Genomic DNA, 25,444 nt, shown 5'->3' on the forward strand with positions numbered 1-25,444 from the left:
AACCTACTCCAGTACAAAGAAAGGCTTTAGATTTATTGGGTGTCAGCCTGATTTGTACCCAGTGAAGCCGAAAGACAAATCGCCCTAAGCCGGGACATGCATACGGTGTAGCGATTTGTCAAAGGGGAACTTCAGTTTAAATGCCAAACAGATTAACCAGGATTGAGGACTTCATTACTAGAGGTTTTACTAGTTCGTTCGGGATTGGGTTGTAAGGTTTCGGGTAATGATTGAACGCTTCCCCACTGACTCATAAAACTTTGCAGCAGTGCTTCTTGTTGAGTGCGAAAGCCTTCTAGGTTGTAACCCCTATTCATCGTCGAAAACCAGATAATTCCCTGCTGCTGCGTGGGTAAAGCTCCGCCTAAAGCGCTGACATTATTTAAACTTCCGGATTTAACAATGGCGAATGGGGGAAGCGGACGTTCATTTAAAATCCCTTCATCTTGTCCAACAACCGCCAATATATCACCAAGGGTCATGTTATAGGGCTGAAGATACCGGGCAATGGCGAGAAATAAACCAGAAGCCGCACGGGGAGAAATCTTGTTTTGATCGCTTAATCCAGAACCATTAACTAACGTAATTTCCGCTTGAGGAACGCCTGTGGCGGCGGCGGCTTGTTGGGCGACAACATTTGCTCCCCCGACGGAGTTGGCGAGCATTTCTGCCATTTTATTATTGCTATATTGATTCATTTTTTTGATCAGTTCAGCCAGGGGGAAGGAATAGTGGCGAATCAGGGGTTGGACGTTGCTAGGAGGGGTGGGGGAGACTTGTACCGAACCCGCGATCGCAACTTGAGGTTTGGGAGTGTCTGGGGGTAGGGTTTGATACTGGGTTTGGGCTTCAGGAGTCCACTGTTGAGCATTTAAGCCTTGTTTGAGCAGTGTCCCTGATTTGAATGGGTCAAACTCAAAGTTCATGTAAAATTTGCCTGTGATGATTAAATTACCTGCCACCTGCTGAATACCCATCTGATTCAGGAGATTACCGATCGCGATCGCTTCTTCCCACACAAAGAATGGATCTTCTCCCCCTTCAATCACTAAGTCTCCCTGGAGAACGCCGTTTTCTACTACACCCGTTGCGCCGATGAGGGTGATGAACTGGTGATCGGGACCAAAGGTTTGCAAAGCGGCGAGGGAGGTGGCGATTTTGGTGATAGAAGCCGCAGGTAAGGGAACGGTACCTTGATAATTCGCTAGCAGAGTATTTCCCGCTTGAATCCAGATCCCATGATTTTCCTTGGCAAATCCTTTGGCGGCTAAACCATTCATGTACTGCTCGATTTGCGCCTGGATCGCCGGATCGGGATTATCTGGAGAAGCGAGTGAGGGAATGGTTGGTTTTTGCGTCAATTCCGCTGCTGCTGGACTTTCAGCCACTGAAACACTATCGATCTCGTTTTCGTTGGCAGAAGGTTGGGAGGGATTAGATTGAGGGGAACATCCAACGGTAAAGGTTAGGAGAGTTAGGGATAGTACAGTTGTCCAAGAAAGGGGTTTGATCATTTTATATAAAAATTAGGAGTTCTTAATTATAGCTTCCTAATTTAACCTCTACTACACTCCCGTACAAGATTTATCCCTGCAACTATCAGAACTCATCTAGCTGACTGTTGGCGAACAACGAATGACTAATGACTAATGACTAATGACTAATGACTAATGACTAATGACTAATGACTAATGACTAATGACTAATGACTAATCAAGCAATTTGACTTCCCCACACTTGGTTTTCTCGCTCAATTTCCCCTAAAAAGTTACAAAATGTTTTTTCGTGGTTTTGCTCCCAGCGCTGAATGATATGGAGAATCTCTCGTAATAAATAGCCGGAACCACAGGCAACATAATCGACAACATATTCAGATTCTAGACTGAGAGACGCCAGAGAATTGCCATGAAAATCAACCAGATAACCACCGGCTGCTTTTAAAATTGGATAGGCGAGCAAATTATAATTTTCCGAAGCATGACGACATTCGACCATAAAATCAGCAGCGCCTCGGGCGATTTCACAAAATTCCATGGCTGAGTTATCGATCGAGCGAATATCCCGACAGCATAACCACAAGGGGAAACTGCCGCTCAAAGCTTCTTTTGCCCGATTATAGCCGGGACGTAAGTATGCGATCGCGTCTTCTAGGGAGACTTGAGAGTGACAGTAAATCTGAGTGTAGTCTTGACTGTGATCGCTTCTGAAATAGGCAGCGCTCAGGGTTCCATAATAGCAGTTTCCTGTGCGTAATCCTTGTACGTAAGCAAATTCTAAATCTCCTAAAGTCACATCCAATGTTTTTGACGTGATGGCAATCACTAAAGACGGGTCACCCACTTGACGTAACCAGTTAGATATCCCGTCGATTGGATCGACAAATATAGAATAGCTAGCGTAAGGATTTAGCTTCGGGTGTTCTCCTTGGAGATAAAGGTTGATGGGATAGTCGGCTAAACAAGAACAGATAATTTCACCCGCTTGGCGATTAATTTCATGTTTAGCTTTTCCATTGATGATTGACTGATTTTGGTGAGGGATTGTGTCTAAAAAAGTGGTTAGGTTTTCGGCAATTGATGAACAGATTGGTAAGTAATCCATAATTCCAGAACTCCTCTGCGGAGATCTATACCCTTAATGTTTCGCGGTAATATGCTATAAATTGTCAATATTACCGCGACGGGTGGGCATAAACTCAGTAAACATGTACTACAGACAACTGACTAATTTAGTCTTACTGGAGACAGTCGGCAGATTAAATAGCCGCTCTAGTTCTTGGACAGGTTGACGACGAGTGGTATCAACGGTGGGCATTTCCTGCCAGCAGTGTGAACAGAACCAGTAGAGGCGATGGTGGCTAATGTGCCGAAGTAAGGGATGGGAGCAGCAGGGACAAGTATGCATAAATCTTGCAGATTTTTTCTTTTGATGTTTTTTTATGTATAAATATTATTTTTACGTAAAAATGTTTACTAAATCTTGATCGATATCTCTGAGAGCTTGTGATAATCAAGATAAATAAATGTGATTCAGTTTACATAAATTGAGTGATCACTATCATATTAAAGTAATACCAAAGACACAGCTAAAATTGTAGGATGGATTTTGGCGATTTTCTGAGCGCACAACCTGCGCCCCTACACAGATATTACAGGTGTTTATTTTATCCTTAATGGGTGTGATATCCGTGGTCAAATCTTAATTTATTTGCATTCTTATCAGAGGGGTATTACCATGCCTATCCGTTGACCAATCCCTTAAGCCAACTCGTCACGATTGAGCCAGGTTCTCGTTCCGGTTATGGCTATGATTTTTTGACACTCCCCGCCCTATCAGATGTTTTATCATCGGAAAGCTCAAGTTTTTTTGATAACCACCAGTTATGTCTACCTCAAACTCTACCCCTCTCACCCTCTCAGACGCTCAAGCACTCCTCGCCCCCTTTAACTGCATTGAGACTCAGCCTGTGGTTTCAGATGCCGAAAAAGAGAAACTGCGGCAAGCCTTAGGGTTACTTGCCGAGCAGTCAGATTATCAAATCTTTGGGATTTGCGCGGATACAGCCGCTCAAGGCTTATCAGCGCTCAAAACCTATGCTCAAGCGTTAGGGTATCAACCGAATCTCGATCTCACTCCGATTGAGGGCGCTGTCTATATCAAATATAACGGCAATTCCGGATTGTGTTATATCGATTCCTATACGGGTGAGCATCGCGGTGTTTTAGTATCTTGTCAATCTTCCTTTGAAGGGGGAATTAATGAAATGTATGGTCATCTTCCCCTCGATTTATTTGCGTCGTCGGATTAGTTGATTGGTATCAATAGTGTAGAGACGTTGCATGCAACGTCTCTACAGTTGACCCTGAGCGAAGTCGAAGGGTCAACGCAATCGGTACTTAAAGTCGCGTTTTCCTTGGTAATCGGTTATATCTGCCAATTTTTCCAAACTCTGAACCCCAGGATACAACTGACCATTAATTTCCCAACTCGGATACCCTTGTATTCCTACCTCTTGGCACACTTGAGGCTGCGGATTTTTTCCCGCCGGATTACACTCGATATAATCGATTTCGCTAAAGGCTTCCTTGCCAAATAACTCCTTTTGATCGTGGCAATGGGGACAAGTATACGCACCATATTTTTTGGCACCAACGGCGGTAAGATGACGAGCGAGTTCTATTTCCGCTTCGCCAGAGGTGGTGGTGATTTTCCAGCCGTAGGGGGCTGTGGGCGCAGTGGTTATCGGGGGAATCACGCCGCTGTCTACTCCGCCAGCCGTTGTCTGTTCACCACTCATGCCATAGACACCCAAAGTGCCAATCAGCGCTACCATGCCGACAACAATGCCCGTGAAAAACAGTTGTCCCACATCTTCCCACTCACGCCCAATAATCGTCAGCACAAATAAGGCGATTGAGCAGAAGGCGGATACCAGGCAATAGATACAAAATGCCCCAATGACAACGGACATGAGATAGACAAGGTAGCCGCTGAAGATAACCATGGCGGTTGCGCCAGCAAACATCAGCAGCCAACTCAAATCGTCTACTTGTCGGCGAAAGTCTTTGTTATCGGAGGATTTAACCAGTTGGGGGGCAAAGGCAAATACCGCGATCGCAGTATAGGCTAAAAAGCCAAACAAGCTTAGGGGTACACCCAAGAGGAAAGCATAACTACTACTTAAGACAGCTTGACAGTTGATTACACCGCCTGTGGGACATACGGCTTCTTTAAATACCCCAGTTTCCACCAAGGTAAGGTAAGCCGTATCTAAAGCACCAAGAATTGCGATCGCACCAATGATTGGGCGGGATTGGCGATGAATCCAGGGAGTAGAACGTCGGCGTCTCATATTTATCAATCAGCGCTAGGAATTTCAGGAGCAATCGAAAACGTTACGATTCACTCTTACTTAGAATGTAACTTGACCGAAGACATGGGTTGCGGCGATGCTGTCGTGTTAACACCCCGTCGTACCGCTTCCACAAATTGACTGACGCGAATCGGGTCAATGGGTTGCTCAATTCGCCCCCGTCGTTTCAGGGAACTGGACACAATCACCCCGTCGGCGGCTTGCATTAAGGTGGGAATATTTTCCCAGTTGGCACCGCTGCCGATAAATACAGGCGTTCCATTGGCGGCGGCTGATGCTAATTCTAAGTCTTCTAGACTGGGAGGACTACCTGTTGCCCATCCAGAGAGGATGACGCCATCGGCTAACCCTCGTTCGATGGTTTCTTGTACCGCCGTGGTCAAATTCGGTGATCCCAAGGGGCGTCCATGCTTGACTAGGACATCGGCTAAAATTTGCACATCACTATTGAGTTCTCGGCGATACCGCAACAGTTCGTAAGCTTGTCCTTCGATCAGCCCTTGATCCGTTGCCATGACGCCGGTGAGAACATTCACCCGGATAAACTGGGCTTGGACACAACTGGCGATCGCGATCGCGCTTTGGGCATCATTGCGTAACACGTTGATCCCCACAGGTAATGTGAGCAAATTCATCAACCGTCCCACAATTAAGGTCATCGCACTGACGACGGCGGGATCGACTTGGTTTTTGGTGAAGGGAGCATCAAAAAAATTCTCCACGATTACCCCATCAACTCCTCCTGATGCCAGTGCTGTCGCCTCTTGTTCGGCTCGAGCAATCACCGCTTTTAAACTCCCTCCCCAACGGGGAGACGTTGGCAGGGGTAACAGATGCACAACGCCAATGATGGGATTGGGTGTCTTGAAAATTTGTTGTAAGTTCACGTATCTACCTGAAAACCGTTCACAAGAATTTGAATATACTCAGGTTTGACAACCACAGAGACTCTCTATCTAACTAATTCGATGGATTGACAAATGGAATATGCCATGGTACATGACAGCATAAATCTCTCAGAATCCTAACCATCGCCTAATTCTTAAGCACTAACCGCTAAGCAGGGTAACGTCAGCCGACGCTCGCTAATAGTCGCCCTTCCCCCAGTCAAGCGTCAAGTTAGATTAAGTTACCGAGTGTATTGCATATATTAATAAAATTTTATATAAATAAGTAACGGGGTTAAACTAGAGCAACCAAAGAACATCCGGACTGGTGGAGCGTGGGTAAACTCTAAGACTATGCCCCTATGAATCAAGTAAAGCTGGGAACAAATCAAGTGATCAGGATTGAATCAGCCTGAACTCTGGAGACATTCTCTCCAGAACGGTTACAGGGAACTGCTCACGACTCATGCTTACTGATTAGGAGCGCTGGAAATCAAGCGCTACTCCACTCTAGTGCCGATTGTAGTAGATAACCGCATGGGCAACAAGCCAACCATTGCCATTTCTCATTTAGGCTGTGAAAAAAATCGCATTGATACAGAGCATATCCTGGGTCTGCTGGTTCAAGCGGGCTACCCAGTCGATAGCAACGAAGATTTAGCCGACTATGTTATTGTAAATACCTGTAGCTTCATAGAGGCAGCGCGAACAGAATCGGTTCGCACATTAGTTGAGCTAGCAGAAGCCAATAAGAAAATTGTTATTGCTGGCTGCATGGCACAACATTTCCAAGAGAAATTGTTGGCAGAATTGCCAGAAGCTGTAGCTGTAGTCGGAACGGGCGATTATCAGAACATCGTCGAAGTGATAGAACGGGTAGAAGCAGGAGAACGGGTCAAAGCCGTTTCAGCCGAACCCACCTATATTGCGGATGAAACAACGCCGCGCTATCGCACAACCTCAGAAGGAGTCGCTTACCTGCGAGTAGCAGAAGGATGTAACTATCGGTGCGCCTTCTGCATTATTCCGTATCTGAGGGGAAACCAGCGATCGCGAAGGATTGAATCAATTGTGGCGGAAGCTGAACAATTGGCGTCCCAAGGCGTGCAGGAATTAATCCTCATTTCTCAAATCACAACCAACTATGGCGTCGATCTGTATGGAGAACCCAAGTTAGCTGAACTGTTGCGGGCATTAGGTAAGGTGGATATCCCCTGGATTCGGATGCACTATGCCTATCCTACCGGTTTAACCGAGCCAGTGATGGCAGCAATTCAGGAAACGCCTAATGTTCTGCCTTACTTGGATTTACCCCTACAGCATTCCCATCCAGAAGTCCTGCGTGCCATGAACCGTCCTTGGCAGGGGCGAGTGAATGATCAGATTATTGATCACATTAAAGCCGCCTTGCCGAATGCGGTGCTGAGGACTACCTTTATCGTCGGGTTTCCTGGCGAGACAGAGCAGCACTTTAACCATTTGCTGCAATTTGTCCAGCATCACGAGTTTGACCACGTTGGTGTCTTTACTTTTTCTCCCGAAGAGGGTACACCAGCCTACAACTTGCCCAATCGGGTCCCCCAAGCCGTCATGGAGGAGCGTCGCCAGACGCTGATGGCAGTTCAACAGCCGATTACGTTGAAGAAAAACCAAGGTGAAGTGGGCAAGATCGTTGACGTTCTGATTGAGCAAGAGAACCCCTCAACCGGAAAACAGATCGGTCGCTCAGCTCGATTTGCCCCCGAGGTCGATGGATTAGTCTACGTCCAAGGCGAAGCCCCCTTGGGGACCATCGTGGAAGTAGAAATCACCGATGCTGGCATCTATGACCTCTATGGTTCTGTAGTCCCTAGTCCACTGTTAGTTGTTGGTTAACTAGAGTCGATTCAGGGTAAGGGAGTATTGGCGATTGCTAAGTCCTTAACCCAGACTCTTGATCACTGACGACTGACCTTAACCATCACGAAAAACTCACAACAACCGTTAAATTATGACCCTTTCATTCAATAATCTGGGCTTATCTGAAGAGTGCCTCCATCAACTGGAAAAATTAGGTTTTGATACACCAACGGACATTCAATCTCAAGCCATTCCGGAACTGTTGGCAGGGCAAGATGTGGTCGCTCAATCTCAAACCGGTACAGGGAAAACCGCTGCCTTTTCTTTGCCGATTTTGGAACAGCTTAATCCCAATGTCCGAGGGGTACAAGCCTTAATTCTTGCCCCAACACGGGAATTAGCCCGACAAGTGGCAGATGCGATTCGGGACTTGACCAGCAATCGCCGTGTCGGTATAGTCACCGTCTACGGCGGACAATCTATTGATCGCCAAATTCGTCTCTTACAACGTAATGCCCAAATGGTTGTCGGGACGCCAGGACGAGTGATCGATTTGCTGGATCGAGGAGATCTGAAATTAGATCAAGTCCAATGGGTGGTCTTAGATGAAGCCGATGAAATGTTGAGCATGGGCTTTATCGATGATGTCAAAAAAATCCTCAAGCAAGCCCCGAAAGAACGCCAGACTGCCTGTTTTTCGGCAACAATGCCGAAGGCGATTCGGGATTTAGTCAACCAGTTCCTCAAATCCCCGGTGACGGTAACCGTGGAACTACCCAAAGCCACCCCAGCACGGATTGAGCAACGGGTTTATATGATCCCCCGTGGGTGTTCAAAGTCCAAAGCCCTACAGCCAATTTTGGCACTGGAAGACCCCGAAGCCGCATTAATTTTTGTGCGGACGCGGCGGTCAGCAGCGGAACTCACCAGTCAGTTACAAGCGGCTGGTCATAGTGTGGATGAGTATCATGGCGACCTCAGCCAAAGCCAACGGGAGCGCTTGTTGTCCCGATTCCGCCAGAGTCAGGTGCGCTGGGTAGTGGCAACGGATATTGCTGCACGGGGTCTGGATGTGGATCATCTCACCCATGTGATTAATTACGACCTGCCGGATCAGGTGGAGAGTTATATTCACCGGATTGGTCGTACGGGTCGTGCCGGGAAAACCGGAACCGCGATTTCCTTGATTCAACCCTTTGAACGGCGCAAACTTCACCAGATTGAACGGAAAGTCCGGCAGAATTTACAGGTGTCCCGGATTCCTACGCGATCGCAAATCGAAGCGCGGCGCTTGGAGAAACTACAAGACGAGTTACGCGAGGCACTGGCTGGCGAACGGATGGCATCATTCCTGCCGATTGTACGGGAGTTGAGTGAAGAATACGACCCCCACGCGATCGCTGCCGCCGCCTTGCAAATGGTCTATGACCACACGCAACCGGAGTTAGCCGCCATCGAGGTGGATAACAAAGTAGAACGTCCGAAACTGGTGAAGCGTCGTAATAACCAATCCAAAGAATCGGTTACTCATAACCGTTCTCGGTAATTGATTGAGTTCATCCCATGACCAATAGGCGTGGGATGAATTTGTCTTATGTTATTCGTCATTCGTCTTATGTCGAAGAGTTAGGGCGGGTTTAGTGACATCTGGGTGGCAAGCCGCGATAATAGTTAAACCCGCCCCTACAGATGTGCGATCGCATGTCTGGTCACTCAAAAGTTTTTTCGGGTCATTTGTCATGACCAAAATTCAGTAAGAAATCACATGACTCTGTCTGCTACCAATCATATCCCTCAAACTACAGATACCAATGCCTTGCCTTGTCAATGGTCGGGTTTAATTGAGACTTATCGGTCTTATTTACCCGTCACCGCCTCAACTCCCATAGTGACTCTCTTGGAGGGAAATACTCCTCTGATCCCCACCCCTGCCCTTTCAGAAGCGGTGGGTAAGGGAGTCAAGGTATTGGTTAAATATGATGGTCTTAATCCGACGGGTAGCTTTAAAGACCGGGGTATGACTATGGCGATTTCTAAGGCAAAGGAAGCCGGAGCGAAGGCGGTTATTTGTGCCAGTACCGGGAATACCTCTGCCTCGGCGGCGGCTTATGCGACTCGGGGGGATATGCAAGCGTTTGTGTTAATTCCGGATGGGTATGTTGCCCTGGGGAAGTTGGCGCAGGCATTGGTTTATGGGGCGCAGGTATTGGCAATTGAGGGAAATTTTGACGACTGTTTGCGGATTGTCCAGGAGTTAGCGGCAAATTATCCGGTAACGTTGGTGAATTCGGTCAATCCCTATCGATTGGAAGGTCAAAAAACGGGCGCGTTTGAAATTGTTGATAATTTAGGGAATGCCCCAGATTGGCTGTGTATTCCGGTGGGAAATGCCGGGAATATTACCGCGTATTGGATGGGCTTTTGCCAGTATCATCAACATGGGTTGTGCGATCGCTTACCTCGGATGATGGGATTCCAAGCGGCTGGGGCATCACCACTGATTCTGGGTGAACCCGTGGCGCATCCGGAAACAATTGCCACCGCGATTCGGATTGGCAATCCAGCCAGTTGGCAGAAAGCTGTTGCGGTAAAAGATGCCAGTCAGGGAGAATTTAATAGCGTTACCGATGCGGAAATTCTGGCAGCTTATCGCCTTTTAGCATCAAAAGAAGGAATATTTTGTGAACCCGCTAGCGCTGCATCGGTGGCGGGGTTATTGAAAGTGAAAGATCAAGTTCCCACGGGAGCAACAGTGGTTTGTGTGCTGACAGGGAATGGGTTAAAAGATCCGGATACGGCGATTCAACACTGCAACAATCAATTACAGCGAGGAATTGAGCCAACCACCACCGCCGTCGCTGAGGTGATGGGATTCAGTTCAACCTGAGCTAGGGCGATTGAAATCGCGGCTACACAAACAAAGTCCGCCTGCGCGGACTGGATTATAACGGGGGTAGCTAACCCTGATTTGTTACTATATCATGTCCGCCGAAATAACCGTAATATCCTTCTTCCTTGCAACCTTACTCCTTCCCTTGGAGCCTTGGAGCCTGGTTGGTGAGCCTGTCGAACCACTGCCTTGTCTCCACCTAAATGTGAGTATTCAACCGGACATAATATTATATCGTGTCTGGGTCAAGGAACTAAATCCCCCACTCCTGGCAAAATATAGTGGGGACGATAGGCAAAATGGATTAAATCCTCTTGGCGGGTGACTCCGGATAAAACCAACACCGTCTCGATTTCTGACTCAATCCCGGCAATGATATCCGTATCCATGCGATCGCCAATGATGGCGGTATCCTCGCGACGACAGCCTAACTTCTTGAGAGCATGGCGCATCATTAGGGGATTTGGCTTGCCAACAAAATAGGCTTTTGCCCCCGTCGTCAGTTCCAAGGGTGCAATTAACGCCCCTGTCGCTGGCACAATTCCTTTCTCACTCGGTCCAGTTAAGTCAGGATTTGTGCCAATTAACTTTGCCCCTTTAATCACTAATTGCGCCGCCTGTTCTAATTTCTCAAAGCTATAACTGCGCGTCTCACCTACCACCACATAATCTGGGTTGGTATCGTTCATGGAAAACCCATCATTATACAGCGCATTTGTCAACCCGGCTTCCCCAATCACAAAGGCACTTCCTCCGGGACATTGTTGAGCCAAAAATGCCGCCGTTGCCAAAGCGCTGGTGTAGAAATTCTCCTCCGGGACTTCTACGCCCAACCGTTTGAGCTTCTCCCGCAACTCCCGAGGCGATCGCTCGCTACTATTAGTCAGGAACAGAAATTTTTTTTCCGACACCTTCAACCAGTCCAAAAATGCCTCCACTCCTGGCAGTAAGCGGTTGCCGTGGTAAATCACGCCATCCATATCACAGATAAATGCTTGTTTGCCGCGTAGCTCATTCATGGAAACCAGGGACTCAAAAGCCTTGACGTCAGAATCAACAATGATGATACCAGCCTGGGTGGAGAAAAGATATTGGTCTTGCCCATCACCAATCACGACTTCTCAATCAGCATTTTCTAAAGCCGCAGTGCTGCTTGATACTCTCAGATCAAAGAAAATTGGCTATCTTGGACTAGATGTTTACAGACCAGCAAGGGTTGAGGTTTTTTGCCATGAGGGGATCTAGAACCATGTTTGCCAACAGGGGTTGACGCTGACTACCCTAGACTTACCGCTGATCAAGCGTTTTTGAGGCAAACGACTCTCAAAAGACGAGTGCCACAACTGCATCACTCAATCGGACTTGCGCTCAATCCTAATTCAGCTTGCTTGATCCTCATCCCGTAAAGGCAAAACCGTAGTTGTGGTTTCAGGGTGCTGTCAGACTGTCTGGGGAGTAAATCTGGATTTGATGTATCAAACAGCCTTCGTTCAAACCATCCACATCTACAATAGAACACAACTTGAGATCGACCTATGGAAACTCGCAAACGGATTGGTCTACTCACCAGTGGCGGTGACTGTCCCGGATTAAATGCGGTCATTCGCGCTGCGGTTAGACATGCTACCCTGAGCTATGATTGGGAAGTTTTAGGTATTCCCTATGCCACCCAAGGTTTATTGGAAGGCAAAGCAGTCTCACTGAATGTTCATGGTTTAGATAGTCGGGGAATCGACCCACTCCTGAGTACTGGTGGTACTATCCTTGGTTCAATTAATAAAGGGGATACCGAGGCTCAAGCCGATCAGATTATCGCTGGTTATCAGAAATTAGGTCTAGACGCCCTAATTGTTATTGGTGGTGACGGGAGTCTGGCGATTATGAACCAGCTTGCCCATAAAGGGAATATGAATATTGTGGGCGTCCCCAAGACGATTGATAATGATGTGGCGTTCACGAATTTAGCCGTTGGCTTTGATACGGCGGTTAACACCATTGTTGATGCCCTATCTCGCCTCTCCTATACAGCCGCCAGTCACGATCGCGTGATGGTGGTTGAGGTGATGGGGCGCGAAGCCGGACATCTAGCCCTAAATGCCGGGATTGCTGGCGGTGCTGATGTCATCCTGATCCCGGAAATTCCCTATTCCATTAGTGGTGTTTGTAAACATATCACCGAACTACGCGATCGCTGGAATCGCCGCTTTGCGATCGTGGTTGTGGCTGAGGGGGCGAAAACCATTGAGGGTCAAGAACGCTACTACACAGACTCCCAGGGTGAGATTCGATTACGGGGGATTGGAGATTATGTCGCGGATCAGATTTCTCACTTCAGCGGGGATAAAATTGAAGCACGGGTGACGGTTTTAGGTCATGTTCAACGGGGTGGTGCGCCCTCGGCGTTAGACCGTTTGCTGGCTACCTCCTTTGGCAAAGCGGCTGTCGATTTAATTGCCCAAGATGACTATCAAAAAATGGTCGCTTGGCAAAATGGAGTTGTTGTCAACATTCCCATTGATGAGGTGACCAGCAACAGTCCGATTTTAGTGGATAGTCATCATCCCCTAGTGGAAACCGCTAAAGCCCTCGACACCTATATTGGTGATTTGTAATTGACACCCTCACGGCGGTACTTAGACAGTTTCTGGCACAATTTTTACCTTATTTTTTGTCTAAGTACCGTTAAGGAAAGCAGGGGAAGATGAGGAAGCGATGTAGAGACGCGCCATGGCGCGTCTGGGAGCAGAGGGAGTAAACGAATGACAAATGACAAATGACGAATGACAATCTCCACCGTTAACTTTTATTGTGTTCACCTACTTAACTCAAATGGGATTACTCTATTCTTGGTAAACATCAAGATTTAATTGATTGTTTTGTTGCGATCGCCCGTATCCACTCCACTACATCTGCGATTAGCTGATTTGATACAAAATAGTGTAGAGCATTCCGCAGCAAATCGCCCACAGACTAGAAGTCTGGGGCTATACAAACCAAGTCCGCCTGCGCGGACTCAATCAATTCAGCCTGCGGAGGCAGGCTTTGTTTGTGTAGCAGCGATTTCAATCGCCTCCTCAAAAGGGGGTAAGAAAAGCTCATCTGGCTTACCAGGTTTAGGTGAGCTGGATGGTGTGTCAATCTCCAAGAGAAGTTTATAATAGTCCCACTATTAATAATACAGAATAATGAAAGCGTTTATTAGTCATAGCAGTATCGACAAACCCTTTGTTGAGCGTCTGGCAACGGATTTACGCAGCCGCGAAGGGATTGATGCTTGGTTAGATAAATGGGAGATTCTCCCTGGTGATAGAATACCGGATAAGTTGGAAGAAGGGTTATCTAATGCAGATATTCTGGTTTTGGTTCTCTCCCCAGATAGTGTTAATTCCCAGTGGGTGAGTTATGAAAAAGACGCATGGCTAATGGCACAAGTTGAGGAGGAAAAACGGGCTAAACTTGAGTCACGGACTCCCAGCCGTCGCCTGATTCCGGTTCTCTATAAAGACTGCCAAAAGCCATTTTTTCTCCAATCTTTTCCCCACATTAGTATTAATGACGATAACTATGAGGCAGAATTTCAACAACTGGTGAATGGGATGCGGGGAGAGTCAGGGAAGCCGCCACTGAAGGGTGAGACGACGCCTGCACCTGTTCCGGCTTCACCCCCAGCCCAGGTGTCATCCGGCGTTGCACCGAGAATCCTGGCGTTTAAGCTGCTCAAATGCCTCCTTCAGGCTCAGTTTGATGAGGTGATTTTTTACTATGAAATAGATGAATCTCAACTGCCAATGAATGTGGCACAGGTGCAAAAAGCCAAGGAGATTATTAAATTGGCGAGTCAAAAAGACGGCGAGTCGCTGTCTGGACTGCTAGACTCGATTTATCAAGCGGCTCCACATTTGAAGAGGTAAGCTGTCATGCATTTAAATTGGGTATTAGTAGCGAGCAAGATGCAAAGCCTGCGGCATGGCTTCGCTTAACGCACTACAAGGATTTCGTCATTATTGACATGAAGGTTTAAATGCCGAACAGCTTAGGATGATGTCATGTCCGGTTGAATACTTAGGACTTACTAATAGTCTCTATCTGTAGGGTGTGTTAGCGTAGCATAACGCACCATTTCAACGATAGATAGATGGTGTAGCTGCGTAAGTCCTAATACTTACAGTTGGATAGTGCTGTCTAAGGTGAATGGTACGACACAGCTAAAATTGTGGAATAGATTTGACCGTGAAATTGGGCGCACGTCGGTGCGCCCCTACGGTTTCCGGGCTAATGGTTAATTCATCAATTAAGGTGTGTCACGCCAGTAGTGGACTGACCCAGCTAAAATAGGACTTTGTTTGTAGTGAGAACTTTAGTTCTCTAACGCCTAGCTGTAGAGGGCTAAAGCCCTCACTACGTACCCAATCTATTGCACCATTTTAGCTGGGTCACGCCAGTAGTGCGAGCATCTTGCTCGCTACTCATTCCCAATTGCTCGCTACCCATTCCCAATTTAAATGCATGACATGATAGAACGCCCAAAATGACAGGATAGAACACCCAGAATGACAGCTTAGAACACTCAGCATGACATGATAAAACACTCAGCATGACATGATAGAAGGTAAGTTGGTATCAGGTGGATAGGGTTGAATGGATGGTCGAGGCGAACTACTACAGCGTCTGAAAAGGCTGAATCCGGCTCAATTTGAGGAAGTGCTGTTCCGGTTGGGAATTGACCCGGCGATTATTCCTAGCCCTTTTGCTGAGCAATCGCTGCGAGCTATCCGAGTTATTCAACGGCTGGAGCAAGAGTCAGAGGGATTTGCACGCCTCAATCAAACCCTGGCTGAATCTGCGATTTCGATTATTGGTGAGCAATATATCGGCTACGAGATAGAAGCTCAAGTTAAGGGAATTGTTCATGAGTATATTCAGCAGCCCTTTGAAGGGCGGGAGGAGGAGCAGCGTCAGCTTGATGACTTTGTGCAGCACAATTCTAGGGGGGTGCTGTTAGTAACCAGTGCGGCGGGTTTTGGCAAATCGGCTCTGTTGTCCCATTGGCAACAAACTCAGCAGGAAAATTGTTTCATTGCCTATCACTGCTTTAGTTATCGTTACCAAAAGACGCGCTCGGTGTCTGAAGCCTATCGCCATTTACTCAAACAACTCTATCTGTATCACAACATTAGGAATGGGCAGTTTCCTAATGATCCAAATCGGATGCGGGATATCCTGGTAGGGATGCTGGAGAAACCTGTCTCGCCAGAGGGTAAGCGTCTGGTGATTGTGTTGGATGGGTTGGATGAGGCGTCAGAAACATTGGAGCCGTTTTTTACTTGGCTCCCGGATGGCGTGTTTGTGATTGCTTCAGCACGCGCCGAGTCAGAGGATGAGCCGGAATACCTGCGGAATTGGACGGATAATGCTCAGAGATTGTATCTGAAGCGGTTACGCCGTGAAGCAATTCCCAAGTGGCTAAGGCAAATCAGCGAGTTAGTGACGTATAGCCAGAATCAGGATTTTGTTAAACGGCTGGATGAGATAACCGGGGGATTCCCGCTTTACCTGCGTTATCTGATTGATGAATTGAGACAGGCGGCAATAAAGTGTCAGGATGTGCAGGGGGTACTCCGGAATAGTCCCGGTGGGTTCAAAGCTTATGTGAAAGAACAGTTTCGCCAACTTGCCCAAGTTGAGGAGATTAAGCGACAACGGGAAGTGCGGGAGTTGTTTGCGTTGCTGTCAGTGGCGTTGGGAGCGTTATCCGAGGATGATATTCAGGAATTGACTAAGTTGAATGCCTGGGATTTAGCCGATTTACCCTGGCAGGCGACACGGTGGTTTAGTATTCAAACGGGTTGTTATAGTTTTGCTCACCCCTTACTCGCCCAGGAGTTTAAAGGGGCGCTGGGGCGTCAGGCTGGTTTGGCGGAAGCTAAGTTAATTGACTATTGTGCCAAATGGCAGGACAACCTTAGTTCTTATGCATTGCGGCATTATGCCGAACACTTGGGAAAGGCGAAGCGGTGGGAGGAGTTGTATGCGATCGCACGTAACCCATACTTTGCATCTGCCCAACAGCAACAATTGCCTGATGAACCGGATTTACCTCTAAAGACGGTGCAGGCTGCCTTGCTCAGTGCTGCGGAGGAAGACAAGGCAGAGAGAATGGCTGAGTTTGTGCTGGTACACGCACATAGACTGGGGCAGACAAATGCTCAAGAGTCACCACTAGATGCGTTGCGATCGGGCAGTCTCAAAAGGGCATGGATACTGGCGGATCAGTATGAGATTGAGCGCTGTATTCTTTGGTATCTACTCCTGGCTTGGGAATTGAAAGATCAGGGCAAGCTAGATGACGCACGGGAGGCGTTGGAGAGATTACAACAGAAAAGTTTGCCCCATTTTCAACTCAATTGGGCTACTGATTGGCAACACAAGTATGCTGCATATTTCCTTGCTCATATTTTTGAAGTGAGTGAGGAAACCTGTCTCGCTTTGCATCAAAGGCTTTTTGAATATTCTGCTCCGGGTTTGCTTTGTATGTTTCTCATCGAAGTTGGTAAGGTGCAAGCCGCCCTTACAATTGCAGAATGGATTATTTTAGAACACAAGCAAGTTTTTCCACTCAGAGAGATACTAGAGGCGCAATTAGAAAAAGGGAATAGTCAAGAAACACAAATTGTTTTTGCCAAAGTCCTTGAAATTACAAGACAAACCTTTCCAAGCTGTTGGTGGGTATGGTGGATGGGTGATATAGCCAAAGCGCAAATTAAACTGGGACAGAGGGAGGAGGCAAGAGCCACCTTTAGCGAAGCTCTCGAAGCAACACACAAGATTGAAAATCCAAAGACTCGAACGACTGTCTTGATTGACATAGCCAATTACCAGGTAGAAACAGGGCTATTTTCTGATGCCCGCGAAACCCTGCAACGAATTGAGTTTCAAGGCGGCTTAGAAGACTACTGGATGTATCTTGCCAAGGCGCAAGCAAAAATTGGGGATAGAGAGCAAGCACGAATCTCATTTAGTCAAGCTAAACAATTTGCATGGAACATTGAAGACAACGTTAAGTATATTTACCTCTCTAGAATAGCTAGTAAGCAAGCAGAGATTGGTGAATTATCTGATGCCCTTAAGACCACTGAAGAACTGGCAAATCTTAACCCTAAATCTATAGAAAGACTTTTGACGTGGATAGTAACCCAAGAAGAGTGTAACGATATATATTTTATTTCTGTCCTCGAAACTGCAAATAGAATTTATGATAATAGCCCTTACTATTATAAAGATATTATTCTCCAGGAGATTGTAGCAGTACAGGCACAGAAAGCTGAGCGATGGCAAGAAAATTTTACCGATGCTATAACAACAGCACTGCAAATTAAGGACAAACGCTGCAAAGCACAATCTCTGTTAACAATAGTTAAAGCGCAAACTAGGCTGAGATGGTTTGACCAAGCGATTGCAACGGCTAACATAATTGCTATTCCCGATAATCAAACTGATAAAGATGAAGCGCTGATAGAAATTATTAAAGGACAGGTTACAGCAGGACAATTTGAGGATGCATTTACACTTGGAAGTAATATTCAGGGATTACCCGGCAAATCCTCAGAGACGCGGGTCCCGATGTTGGCATATCCTCTAAATCCGTTGGCGGAATTGCCATTGCGGTTCTTAATCAAGGATTGCGCCCATTTCTATCAAAATGGCATCCGTTATTACAAACCTGGGAAGCCCAGAAACCTGCCACAACGAGTCCTAAAGAACATGAGAAAAATTGGTCTTTAGAACCTCAGATGCATGAGGAGTTGCTAATACTGGGAAAGGAGTTACAGCAATATGCTGAGGCGTTGGCGGCGATTGTGGGAGTGGAGGAATGAGAGATGGGGTTGTAGAGGTTTTTCGATATTTTCCCCCTCATTCCCTAACCCCTTCTCCACCCCCCTCGTTCCCCCCTGCTACAAGAGGGGGGAGGACAGAGGATGCTTCGCTTTTGTTGCACGGGGGAGGACAGAGGATGCTTCGCTTTTGTTTCCTTGGAGAAGGGGAATTGGAACAATTAATGATAAAAAATGTAGGTGGCTACGCCTGCAATATACCACCTTTCTTGCTCCCCTCTCCCCGGCGTGGGAGAGGGGCTGGGGGTGAGGGGTTAAGCGTTTATTTTAATCGCAAGCGTAAGGGGACGTTATGAGGGCTGTTAAGGGATTTTTTAGGTTGGCTTACCCTGGTTTAAACCACTAAAGCTAGGCGTTGAAGCACTAAAGTGCTTACTACAAACAAAGCCCTTTTTTTGCGTGCGGTAAAAGGGCGCACGTCGGTGCGCCCCTACGATTCTAATCCACCACCCGGTATCTTATCCAAGAATAGATTTGAGCCGAAAATACCCAATCTGACAAGCTGAATAATCGCATTGATTCAAGTAACCTAACGGATGCCATTCATTATGGCTAATCGATTCAAAATAGCTGCCATCTTGCTGGGCTTTTTCCGGTTCTACACCCGTTACATCAGCATAATACATATAACAAATCTCATTGGTTTGAGTTCCGACAATATACTTTCCCAACGGCAGAACCTGAACCGAAAATCCCGCTTCTTCATGCACCTCTCTAATCGCCGCTTCCTCTGGCGACTCCCCTGCATCAATACCCCCAGTAATGGGACAGGGATAGAGTTTATGCTCTTGATTAATATCGGGAATATGGATACAAAGTGGCTGCTGTCTAATCAAAACTTCATAGTCTCCGGTGTTACTCTGACTTTTTCTGATCAGAAATATTGCCACAGAATCTCGTCCCTTGCGTTCTAGGTAATGATATCCCCAAGCTGTTTCCTTAACCGTAATCCAATCGGTACTAAAAATAATTTTCTCTTTACTCATCATAAGTTATAGCAGGTCGCGCTGGTGTATTTACAACTCCCTTCTCTGAAGCTGAGTCCAGATGGGATGTTCGTGCAAACAAAGTGTAACTAGACCAGTGCGAAGCGCTATATACATCAATTGTAGGAGCGGAATTGTAGGGGCTGGTTGTGTCAACTTAAGGTGAAAAGCTCGACAGGGGCAGCTTTTCACCCTCATCCCCTAACCCCTTCTCCCACCCCCCTCGTTCCCCCCTACGAAGAGGGGGGAGGACAGAGGATGCTTCGCTTTTGTTGCATAGGAGAAGGGGAACTATCACATAAAGACGCTTCTGTCATCACATCTAGAATACCGCTTCCCTACCGCTTTTTTCTTCCTTCTTGCTCCCCTCTCCCCTCGTGGGAGAGGGGCTGGGGGAGAGGGGGTTTTGGCTTAGCACGTCTGGAACGTTGTTACCAAAAAAAGACAGCGTATGCTGACGCTGCCTTAAAGATTATTATTACCGACCTGAGGATTAAACGATCGCGGCCATCTTCACATCGTTTTCGGCTAACAGTTCTTGCAGTTCTTCTGCATCGACGGTTTCTTTCTCAATCAGCATGGCAGATAATTTGTCCAGGATGTGTTTATTACCCACTAAGACATCTTTCGCCCGATGATAGGCTTCATCCACCAACTGACGCACCTCTTGATCAATCGTCGCGGCGGTGGTGTCGGAGAAATCGCGATCAGAGGCAATGTCCCGTCCTAGGAACATATTGCCATTTTGCCGTCCTAATGCCACAGGACCCAAGCGATCGCTCATTCCGAAGCGGGTGATCATTTGGCGGGCGACGCGGGCGACTTGCTGTAAGTCATTCGACGCCCCTGTCGTCACTTCTTCTTCACCGAAGATAATTTCCTCAGCGATTCGTCCCCCCAACGCCACCGCCATTTGATTTTGCAGGTAGGAACGGGAATACAACCCAGAATCCATCCGGTCTTCACTGGGCGTAAACCAAGTTAATCCACCGGCCCGACCGCGTGGGATAATACTAATTTTCTGCACCGGGTCATAATCGGGCATTAACGCACCGACCAAGGCGTGACCCGCTTCATGATACGCGACTAACCGCTTGCGCTTCTCGCTCATCACCCGGTCTTTCTTCTCAGGTCCGGCTAATACCCGGTCGATGGCGTCATTTACCTCATCCATGGAGATTTCGGTGAGGTTGCGCCGTGCGGCTAAGATCGCGGCTTCGTTGAGCAAGTTCGATAAATCGGCACCCGTGAAGCCAGGAGTCCGACGGGCAATTTTCTCTAAGTCTACATCCTTAGATAAGGTCTTGCCGCGAGCGTGAACGTTGAGAATTTCCAAACGTCCGGCGTAGTCGGGGCGATCCACGACCACCTGACGGTCAAACCGACCAGGGCGCAATAATGCTGAATCCAGAACATCAGGACGGTTGGTGGCGGCAATAATAATAATACCCGTATTGCCTTCAAACCCATCCATTTCCGTCAGCAACTGGTTCAGGGTTTGTTCCCGCTCATCGTTACCGCCGCCTAAGCCAGCACCCCGTTGACGACCTACGGCGTCAATTTCATCGATAAATACGATACAAGGGGCACTATTCTTGGCTTGCTCGAATAAGTCACGGACACGAGACGCACCCACACCCACGAACATTTCCACGAATTCAGACCCGGAAATGGAGAAGAAGGGTACACCAGCTTCCCCAGCAACAGCACGCGCTAAGAGGGTTTTACCCGTTCCCGGAGGTCCAACAAGCAGCACCCCTTTGGGAATTTTTGCACCAATGGCGGTGAAGCGATCGGCGTTTTTGAGGAAGTCAACTACTTCGTTGAGTTCCAGCTTGGCTTGCTCAATCCCCGCCACATCGCCAAACGTGACCTGGGTTTGCGGTTCCATCTGGACTCGGGCTTTAGATTTGCCGAAGTTCATCGCTTGAGAACCCGGACCATTTTGCGCCCGCCGCAGTAAGAAAAATAAACCCACCAGAAGCAGGATCGGGAAGAAGAGTCCGCTCAGGGTTCTGAACCAGAACCCATCATCACTCTGAGGGCGAACTTTAATATCTACGTTATTGTTGGTGAGAATACTGATTAGTTCTGGATCGTTAGGCAGGTTGACCTGGTACTGGGAACCGTCTTGAGTGGTTACCATTGCCTGAGTGCGGTCAGAACTGAGTTGAACGATCTCAACTTTATTGCTATTAACGTTATCAATGAACTGGTCGTATCTCCAGGTTTCCCGCGTTTGGGACGGTTGGTCTAAAAATGCTGTTGCCAAGGCGATGACTACTATCGCTAGTAGTGCATAAAGCCCCGCATTTCTCCATTTCTTATTCACTACTGATTTCCTCCTAAGACTTAGGATGTGATGTGATGGCGTCGAATCGGCTGATTATATTAACTAATGTTAACGTCTATCAGACTATTTGGCGAAGTTGGTTCTTGGTCAACTGGGGGAATTAGCAAATTTCCTCTTGATGTGGTATAATTAAAGGTTGTAATTATTTTTGAGACTCCCCAAATAAACGCTGCAACGGTGCTAAACCACCAGAAAGGGAACGATACCCAAACCGTTGCTCTGCCGTGATAACGGTGTGAATCGGGATGATTTCCATGACACTATTGGTATAAGCGATCGCGTCAAACTCCTGCACCAATTTCTGATTCCAGGGAACTTGGCAAATTTTTAATCCTTGTTGTTCAAGGCGACTAATCAGGTGCGATCGCGCCACTCCCGGTAATATCCCCCCATCAATCGGCGGTGTCCACCAGCAGCCGTCTTTAGCGCCCCAAAGATTCCCTGTACTCGTTTCTAACCAATTCCCCTGATCATCAACTAATATAGCCTCCTGATCGCCGAGTTGTTGAGCCTTTTGCAGCGCCAGCCATCCGCCCAGATAGTTTCCAGTTTTATAGGTGGGTAAAGAACGGCGCAAGTGTGACGCTTCCGCTAACCAGGCAATTATTCCGTGCTGTTGGCGTTCGCTTAAATCAGCGGGGAGAGGACGCCCCGTAATCCATTCTCGCCCATCCGGGAAAACCACAATTCTCAGTACCGGAAATGAGGGGAGTAATTGTTCTGCACCGTGGCGGATGCGTTCCCAGTCGGGGAATTGCCAGCCAAACACCTGCAAGCTGTGACGTAAACGCGCACAATGGGCGTCCCAATGAGTTAAGGGGTGGGTGAGGGACTGGTGATAAACGCGCAGGGTGGTAAAGGTTGTCGCGCCGTAAATCAAACCCGGATCAGTGATGGCGAGTTCGATGCGATCGCCTAGAATAAGTTTACCGTTATACCAATAACTGACTTTCGTCATTTGTCATTTGTCATTTGTCATTTGTCATTCGTCATTCGTCATTTGTCATTCGTCATTCGTCATTTGTCATTCGTCATTCGTCATTTGTCATTCGTCATTTGTCATACTCGCTTTCATCGAGAAGCAAGCTACGTCATTTGTAAGGTAGGGCGGGTTTTGTTGTTTATTTATTTGTGAATAGCCGAATTTAGTCCCTAAACCCGCCCCTACAGTATTTCCGCCACGCTGTAGTCTGGGTTATGAGGGCGGTAGTTAACCGGGATTTAGTATTATACATTATACCAATAAACGCCCTATTGTAATTTCGCGATCGCGCCTTTTTCTACTAACAGTTTCCCCGTCTGTAAATCCTTAACTGTCGCCACTAGCACCCGTCGTTCATCTACCTCAAATTGAACGGAAATTCGGTCAACTCCCACTTGTCCCGGTGGATCTAAATGTGCCACACAAACCTGTTCGCGATCGCTATCCAAGGAACGATACGCCGCTTGCTTGAATAACTGACTACTGGTCATCCGTCCCAAGCTATCATAGGTCACTTCAGATTGTGCCATTTCTGCCACTTCGCCAATATCCAAACGTATTTCCCGTTGTCCTTCAATGGCGACTTGTAAGGTTAACGGTTCTCCCCGTTCACAGGGATATTGCATCCCTTTTTCAAATAAGGTGAAATAGGAATAACTTTTAGCATACGGTTCCCATAAGCGAATGGCATAACTGTGGCGCAAATAATCATCCACACTCACCACTTGATTTAACGCTAACGCCCCGTATGCCACGGCTTCAAAGGGCTTATCTAACTTAACCTTTGTCTTGCCAAAATAGGATCGGATCAACTGCTGGACAGCCGGAATTAAACAACTCCCCCCCACTAACAACACCTGTTCAATATCACTCTTACTAATTCCTTTCCCTAGGGCAATCGTCAAAACTTCATCCAACGCTTCCCGCAATTGTTCCAAAAACTGGCGATTTTCCAGAATCTCTTCTAACTTATCCCGATACAGTTGCAAGTTATATGAGGTAAATGTTTCCTCATCTAACCAACTCTCCTTCGCTTCCTGAGTATTGGATAAGCGAATTTTCAATCGTTCAGCTAACTCTAATAAATTCTGCCACCCCACCTCACCAATCTCTTCCCTTGACCATCCTTGCTGATGCAAATAGTCTTCAACAATCCAACTATCCACATCTTCCCCGCCGATGTATGCATCGGATTTCGCTAACACTTCTGCCCGTAATACTGTTTCGCGTTCGTGCTTGGCTGCATCCAATTGGGGTGCAGTACGAACTAAACTTAAATCCAGTGTCCCGCCACCAAAATCCACCACTAATACTAAGGAACTGGGACGCTGTACTGCATAGCCTAACGCCGCTGCTGTGGATTCATCCACCAGCTTAATTTGCTCCACATCCAGGCGACGTGCCACCTCGCGAAACCAATCTAAATAGCGCTCGAATGCGCCCACAGGTACAGTTAAAATAAGCTGAGAGGGGTTAATTTTTTGGGCTTTGAGTTGCTGCCAGATAGCTTGAATAAATTGTTCGGAAACTGATTCAGCGGTGTAAGCTTCACCATTAATGAGACGCGGAGGCGGTTGAAAATCAGCCGCTAAATCTCGTTTAAAGCCTTTGAAAAAGCGAGTCGGTTGAGATTGTCCTAAGCGCTGGGAACGAACTTGTTCTCCCAGAAGTATTTGGTTATTGTCTTTGATAAAAACTAGGGTAGGAATGACGGGGATATCCGATTCACTTGAGTTCGTTTTAAACAGGCGAGAGAGTGAACCGAGTCGGATAGTTTTGGGATTGTTGGTATCGGGTTCGAGTATACTGACGACTGTGTTGCTCGTACCGAAGTCAATGGCAACTGTATTGGTCATTTGTCATTTGTCAAATAGTTATCGCACTCAAAAGTTAGTCAGGGCGGGTTTTGCACAAAAGTTATCATTAACAGCGAAACAAAGTCCCTAAACCCGCCCCTACACACTCATTAATGTGACACTCCCCTGGGTAGGTTACGACTTACTTTAGCGGGACAAAGTATTCGATCATGATCTCGATAGCCGACAAATCGAATATAAACGAGTTCTCCTTCTGTGATATCGTCAACATCAGGTTGGTGTAGTTGGGAATTAAAGGGAACCTGTTCCCAAGGTTGACCAATGGGTTCATATCCCCAACTCTGAATTAGATTTTCTAATGGAGTCAAGAGTGCGACTAAATTTTTAGCCGGTAAATCCGGGCGTTCTTCAATCATCCGGCAAGCGGTGGGATAATTGGTCAGTAGGGGGCGTAGTTGTTCAAAGGTGGTATCTTGGATATCTGTGGATAGTTGCTGCGATCGCGCTTCGAGTTCATACCGTAGCCGCTGACATTGTGCCTCTAATTCCGCGATTTGAGTGGAGTCAGCAACTGAAATTGAGGCAGAATGGTTTTCAGGTCTTTTTTTGGGACCAAAGCGACTAATGAGGAAAGTGGTGAAGACAAACCACAGCAGTAAACCAAGCCCCAATAGGTTAGGATCATGAGCCATGTTACTGCTCCCCTTAATATTGATTTAGGCTCGTGGTTTGATCCGTAGTTATGGTTTCGTCACCTTCATAGTATTCTGACAGCAATTCTTGGGTTTCTACATCTCCGAGCTCCGCTTCAATCCCTTTGGTGGTTTCGGTACAACTTGATCCGGTAGCACCGATGACGGTTTCGGTGATTTTGCCATCTTTGCCAATGCGATATTCGATCTTTTGATACTCTGCCATACTTCTT

The 25,444-nt window shown here is 47.2% G+C and carries 21 protein-coding genes and 2 pseudogenes; 9 read left to right on the forward strand and 14 right to left on the reverse strand.

Annotation, left to right across the window (positions count from 1 at the left end):
* Nucleotides 1–152: 152 nt before the first annotated feature.
* The 3 genes from RIG27_RS19635 to RIG27_RS19645 form a co-directional block, all read right to left on the reverse strand.
* A complete protein-coding gene (locus RIG27_RS19635) occupies nucleotides 153–1,514 on the reverse strand; it encodes a D-alanyl-D-alanine carboxypeptidase (protein WP_446347919.1) in 1,362 nt (453 codons plus the stop codon).
* Nucleotides 1,515–1,713: 199 nt separating this feature from the next.
* Nucleotides 1,714–2,601 carry an inositol monophosphatase family protein gene (locus RIG27_RS19640; RefSeq protein WP_446340706.1) on the reverse strand — a complete coding sequence of 296 codons (888 nt, stop codon included), beginning with the start codon at nucleotides 2,599–2,601 and terminating at the stop codon, nucleotides 1,714–1,716.
* A 108-nt stretch (nucleotides 2,602–2,709) separates the two neighbouring features.
* On the reverse strand, nucleotides 2,710–2,904 hold the full coding sequence (locus tag RIG27_RS19645) for a hypothetical protein (protein ID WP_446347921.1): 195 nt from the start codon (nucleotides 2,902–2,904) through the stop codon (nucleotides 2,710–2,712).
* A gap of 478 nt (nucleotides 2,905–3,382) precedes the next feature.
* Between RIG27_RS19645 and RIG27_RS19650 the strand changes: the two genes are divergently transcribed.
* Nucleotides 3,383–3,808 carry a DUF1824 family protein gene (locus RIG27_RS19650; protein ID WP_446340708.1) on the forward strand — a complete coding sequence of 142 codons (426 nt, stop codon included), beginning with the start codon at nucleotides 3,383–3,385 and terminating at the stop codon, nucleotides 3,806–3,808.
* Nucleotides 3,809–3,880: 72 nt separating this feature from the next.
* Here the strand turns inward: RIG27_RS19650 and RIG27_RS19655 are convergent, their stop codons facing one another.
* Nucleotides 3,881–4,852 carry a vitamin K epoxide reductase family protein gene (locus RIG27_RS19655; RefSeq protein ID WP_446347923.1) on the reverse strand — a complete coding sequence of 324 codons (972 nt, stop codon included), beginning with the start codon at nucleotides 4,850–4,852 and terminating at the stop codon, nucleotides 3,881–3,883.
* Nucleotides 4,853–4,908: 56 nt separating this feature from the next.
* Nucleotides 4,909–5,760: a photosystem I biogenesis protein BtpA gene (btpA, locus tag RIG27_RS19660; protein WP_446340710.1), complete on the reverse strand. Its 852-nt coding sequence runs from the start codon at nucleotides 5,758–5,760 to the stop codon at nucleotides 4,909–4,911.
* A 537-nt stretch (nucleotides 5,761–6,297) separates the two neighbouring features.
* On the opposite strand from btpA, the gene rimO reads away from it, so the two are divergent.
* A complete protein-coding gene (gene rimO, locus RIG27_RS19665) occupies nucleotides 6,298–7,635 on the forward strand; it encodes a 30S ribosomal protein S12 methylthiotransferase RimO (RefSeq protein ID WP_446347981.1) in 1,338 nt (445 codons plus the stop codon).
* Between the two features lie 115 nt (nucleotides 7,636–7,750).
* Entirely contained in the window at nucleotides 7,751–9,145 is a 1,395-nt protein-coding gene (locus RIG27_RS19670; RefSeq protein ID WP_446347926.1) for a DEAD/DEAH box helicase, read from the forward strand.
* Nucleotides 9,146–9,196: 51 nt separating this feature from the next.
* On the opposite strand, the gene RIG27_RS19675 is transcribed toward RIG27_RS19670, so the two are convergent.
* On the reverse strand, nucleotides 9,197–9,340 hold the full coding sequence (locus tag RIG27_RS19675) for a hypothetical protein (RefSeq protein WP_446347928.1): 144 nt from the start codon (nucleotides 9,338–9,340) through the stop codon (nucleotides 9,197–9,199).
* A gap of 24 nt (nucleotides 9,341–9,364) precedes the next feature.
* Here RIG27_RS19675 and thrC point away from each other — a divergent pair, with 24 nt between their 5' ends.
* Nucleotides 9,365–10,486: a threonine synthase gene (thrC, locus tag RIG27_RS19680; protein ID WP_446347930.1), complete on the forward strand. Its 1,122-nt coding sequence runs from the start codon at nucleotides 9,365–9,367 to the stop codon at nucleotides 10,484–10,486.
* 248 nt (nucleotides 10,487–10,734) lie between these two features.
* Here the strand turns inward: thrC and RIG27_RS19685 are convergent, their stop codons facing one another.
* Nucleotides 10,735–11,508 carry an HAD-IIA family hydrolase gene (locus RIG27_RS19685; protein WP_446347932.1) on the reverse strand — a complete coding sequence of 258 codons (774 nt, stop codon included), beginning with the start codon at nucleotides 11,506–11,508 and terminating at the stop codon, nucleotides 10,735–10,737.
* 516 nt (nucleotides 11,509–12,024) lie between these two features.
* Between RIG27_RS19685 and RIG27_RS19690 the strand changes: the two genes are divergently transcribed.
* Nucleotides 12,025–13,101, forward strand: coding sequence for an ATP-dependent 6-phosphofructokinase (locus RIG27_RS19690; RefSeq protein ID WP_446347934.1), 1,077 nt, complete (start codon nucleotides 12,025–12,027; stop codon nucleotides 13,099–13,101).
* 60 nt (nucleotides 13,102–13,161) lie between these two features.
* Here the strand turns inward: RIG27_RS19690 and RIG27_RS19695 are convergent, their stop codons facing one another.
* Complete coding sequence (locus RIG27_RS19695) at nucleotides 13,162–13,305, reverse strand: hypothetical protein (protein WP_446347936.1); 144 nt, start codon at nucleotides 13,303–13,305, stop codon at nucleotides 13,162–13,164.
* A 369-nt stretch (nucleotides 13,306–13,674) separates the two neighbouring features.
* On the opposite strand from RIG27_RS19695, the gene RIG27_RS19700 reads away from it, so the two are divergent.
* The 3 genes and pseudogenes from RIG27_RS19700 to RIG27_RS19710 form a co-directional block, all read left to right on the forward strand.
* Nucleotides 13,675–14,400: a toll/interleukin-1 receptor domain-containing protein gene (locus RIG27_RS19700; RefSeq protein WP_446347938.1), complete on the forward strand. Its 726-nt coding sequence runs from the start codon at nucleotides 13,675–13,677 to the stop codon at nucleotides 14,398–14,400.
* Nucleotides 14,401–15,127: 727 nt separating this feature from the next.
* Nucleotides 15,128–15,802: pseudogene (locus RIG27_RS19705) on the forward strand (ATP-binding protein); the annotation flags it as partial.
* Between the two features lie 2,270 nt (nucleotides 15,803–18,072).
* Nucleotides 18,073–18,363, forward strand: a pseudogene (locus tag RIG27_RS19710) (hypothetical protein); the annotation flags it as partial.
* A 476-nt stretch (nucleotides 18,364–18,839) separates the two neighbouring features.
* Here RIG27_RS19710 and RIG27_RS19715 read toward each other — a convergent pair.
* The 3 genes from RIG27_RS19715 to RIG27_RS19725 form a co-directional block, all read right to left on the reverse strand.
* Complete coding sequence (locus tag RIG27_RS19715) at nucleotides 18,840–19,370, reverse strand: NUDIX hydrolase (RefSeq protein WP_446347940.1); 531 nt, start codon at nucleotides 19,368–19,370, stop codon at nucleotides 18,840–18,842.
* A 490-nt stretch (nucleotides 19,371–19,860) separates the two neighbouring features.
* Nucleotides 19,861–21,699 carry an ATP-dependent zinc metalloprotease FtsH3 gene (gene ftsH3 / locus RIG27_RS19720; protein WP_446347942.1) on the reverse strand — a complete coding sequence of 613 codons (1,839 nt, stop codon included), beginning with the start codon at nucleotides 21,697–21,699 and terminating at the stop codon, nucleotides 19,861–19,863.
* A 163-nt stretch (nucleotides 21,700–21,862) separates the two neighbouring features.
* Nucleotides 21,863–22,678: an aminotransferase class IV gene (locus tag RIG27_RS19725; protein ID WP_446347944.1), complete on the reverse strand. Its 816-nt coding sequence runs from the start codon at nucleotides 22,676–22,678 to the stop codon at nucleotides 21,863–21,865.
* On the opposite strand from RIG27_RS19725, the gene RIG27_RS19730 reads away from it, so the two are divergent.
* The gene (locus RIG27_RS19730; RefSeq protein WP_446347946.1) at nucleotides 22,679–22,855 is read left to right on the forward strand and encodes a hypothetical protein; all 177 of its coding nucleotides are present in this window, start codon (nucleotides 22,679–22,681) and stop codon (nucleotides 22,853–22,855) included.
* Nucleotides 22,856–22,971: 116 nt separating this feature from the next.
* Here RIG27_RS19730 and RIG27_RS19735 read toward each other — a convergent pair whose 3' ends face one another.
* The 3 genes from RIG27_RS19735 to RIG27_RS19745 form a co-directional block, all read right to left on the reverse strand.
* Complete coding sequence (locus RIG27_RS19735) at nucleotides 22,972–24,558, reverse strand: Hsp70 family protein (protein ID WP_446347948.1); 1,587 nt, start codon at nucleotides 24,556–24,558, stop codon at nucleotides 22,972–22,974.
* Between the two features lie 110 nt (nucleotides 24,559–24,668).
* Complete coding sequence (locus tag RIG27_RS19740) at nucleotides 24,669–25,211, reverse strand: nucleotide exchange factor GrpE (protein WP_446347949.1); 543 nt, start codon at nucleotides 25,209–25,211, stop codon at nucleotides 24,669–24,671.
* Between the two features lie 13 nt (nucleotides 25,212–25,224).
* The gene (locus RIG27_RS19745) at nucleotides 25,225–25,437 is read right to left on the reverse strand and encodes a DUF2997 domain-containing protein (protein ID WP_446347951.1); all 213 of its coding nucleotides are present in this window, start codon (nucleotides 25,435–25,437) and stop codon (nucleotides 25,225–25,227) included.
* Between the last annotated feature and the right edge of the window lie 7 nt (nucleotides 25,438–25,444).

This window comes from Coleofasciculus sp. F4-SAH-05, from assembly GCF_040222985.1.
Lineage (GTDB): Bacteria > Cyanobacteriota > Cyanobacteriia > Cyanobacteriales > Coleofasciculaceae > Coleofasciculus > Coleofasciculus chthonoplastes.

Bases quoted from the DNA above. Each gene is read 5' to 3' on its own strand.
- RIG27_RS19650 (WP_446340708.1), top strand. From the start codon at position 3,383: ATGTCTACCTCAAACTCTACCCCTCTCACCCTCTCAGACGCTCAAGCA.
- thrC (WP_446347930.1), top strand. From the start codon at position 9,365: ATGACTCTGTCTGCTACCAATCATATCCCTCAAACTACAGATACCAAT.
- rimO (WP_446347981.1), top strand. From the start codon at position 6,298: ATGGGCAACAAGCCAACCATTGCCATTTCTCATTTAGGCTGTGAAAAA.
- RIG27_RS19735 (WP_446347948.1), bottom strand. From the start codon at position 24,558: ATGACCAATACAGTTGCCATTGACTTCGGTACGAGCAACACAGTCGTC.
- RIG27_RS19685 (WP_446347932.1), bottom strand. From the start codon at position 11,508: ATGAATGAGCTACGCGGCAAACAAGCATTTATCTGTGATATGGATGGC.
- RIG27_RS19690 (WP_446347934.1), top strand. From the start codon at position 12,025: ATGGAAACTCGCAAACGGATTGGTCTACTCACCAGTGGCGGTGACTGT.
- RIG27_RS19655 (WP_446347923.1), bottom strand. From the start codon at position 4,852: ATGAGACGCCGACGTTCTACTCCCTGGATTCATCGCCAATCCCGCCCA.
- RIG27_RS19740 (WP_446347949.1), bottom strand. From the start codon at position 25,211: ATGGCTCATGATCCTAACCTATTGGGGCTTGGTTTACTGCTGTGGTTT.
- RIG27_RS19670 (WP_446347926.1), top strand. From the start codon at position 7,751: ATGACCCTTTCATTCAATAATCTGGGCTTATCTGAAGAGTGCCTCCAT.
- RIG27_RS19700 (WP_446347938.1), top strand. From the start codon at position 13,675: ATGAAAGCGTTTATTAGTCATAGCAGTATCGACAAACCCTTTGTTGAG.
- RIG27_RS19635 (WP_446347919.1), bottom strand. From the start codon at position 1,514: ATGATCAAACCCCTTTCTTGGACAACTGTACTATCCCTAACTCTCCTA.
- RIG27_RS19675 (WP_446347928.1), bottom strand. From the start codon at position 9,340: ATGACAAATGACCCGAAAAAACTTTTGAGTGACCAGACATGCGATCGC.
- RIG27_RS19745 (WP_446347951.1), bottom strand. From the start codon at position 25,437: ATGGCAGAGTATCAAAAGATCGAATATCGCATTGGCAAAGATGGCAAA.
- RIG27_RS19640 (WP_446340706.1), bottom strand. From the start codon at position 2,601: ATGGATTACTTACCAATCTGTTCATCAATTGCCGAAAACCTAACCACT.
- RIG27_RS19645 (WP_446347921.1), bottom strand. From the start codon at position 2,904: ATGCATACTTGTCCCTGCTGCTCCCATCCCTTACTTCGGCACATTAGC.
- RIG27_RS19725 (WP_446347944.1), bottom strand. From the start codon at position 22,678: ATGACGAAAGTCAGTTATTGGTATAACGGTAAACTTATTCTAGGCGAT.
- RIG27_RS19715 (WP_446347940.1), bottom strand. From the start codon at position 19,370: ATGATGAGTAAAGAGAAAATTATTTTTAGTACCGATTGGATTACGGTT.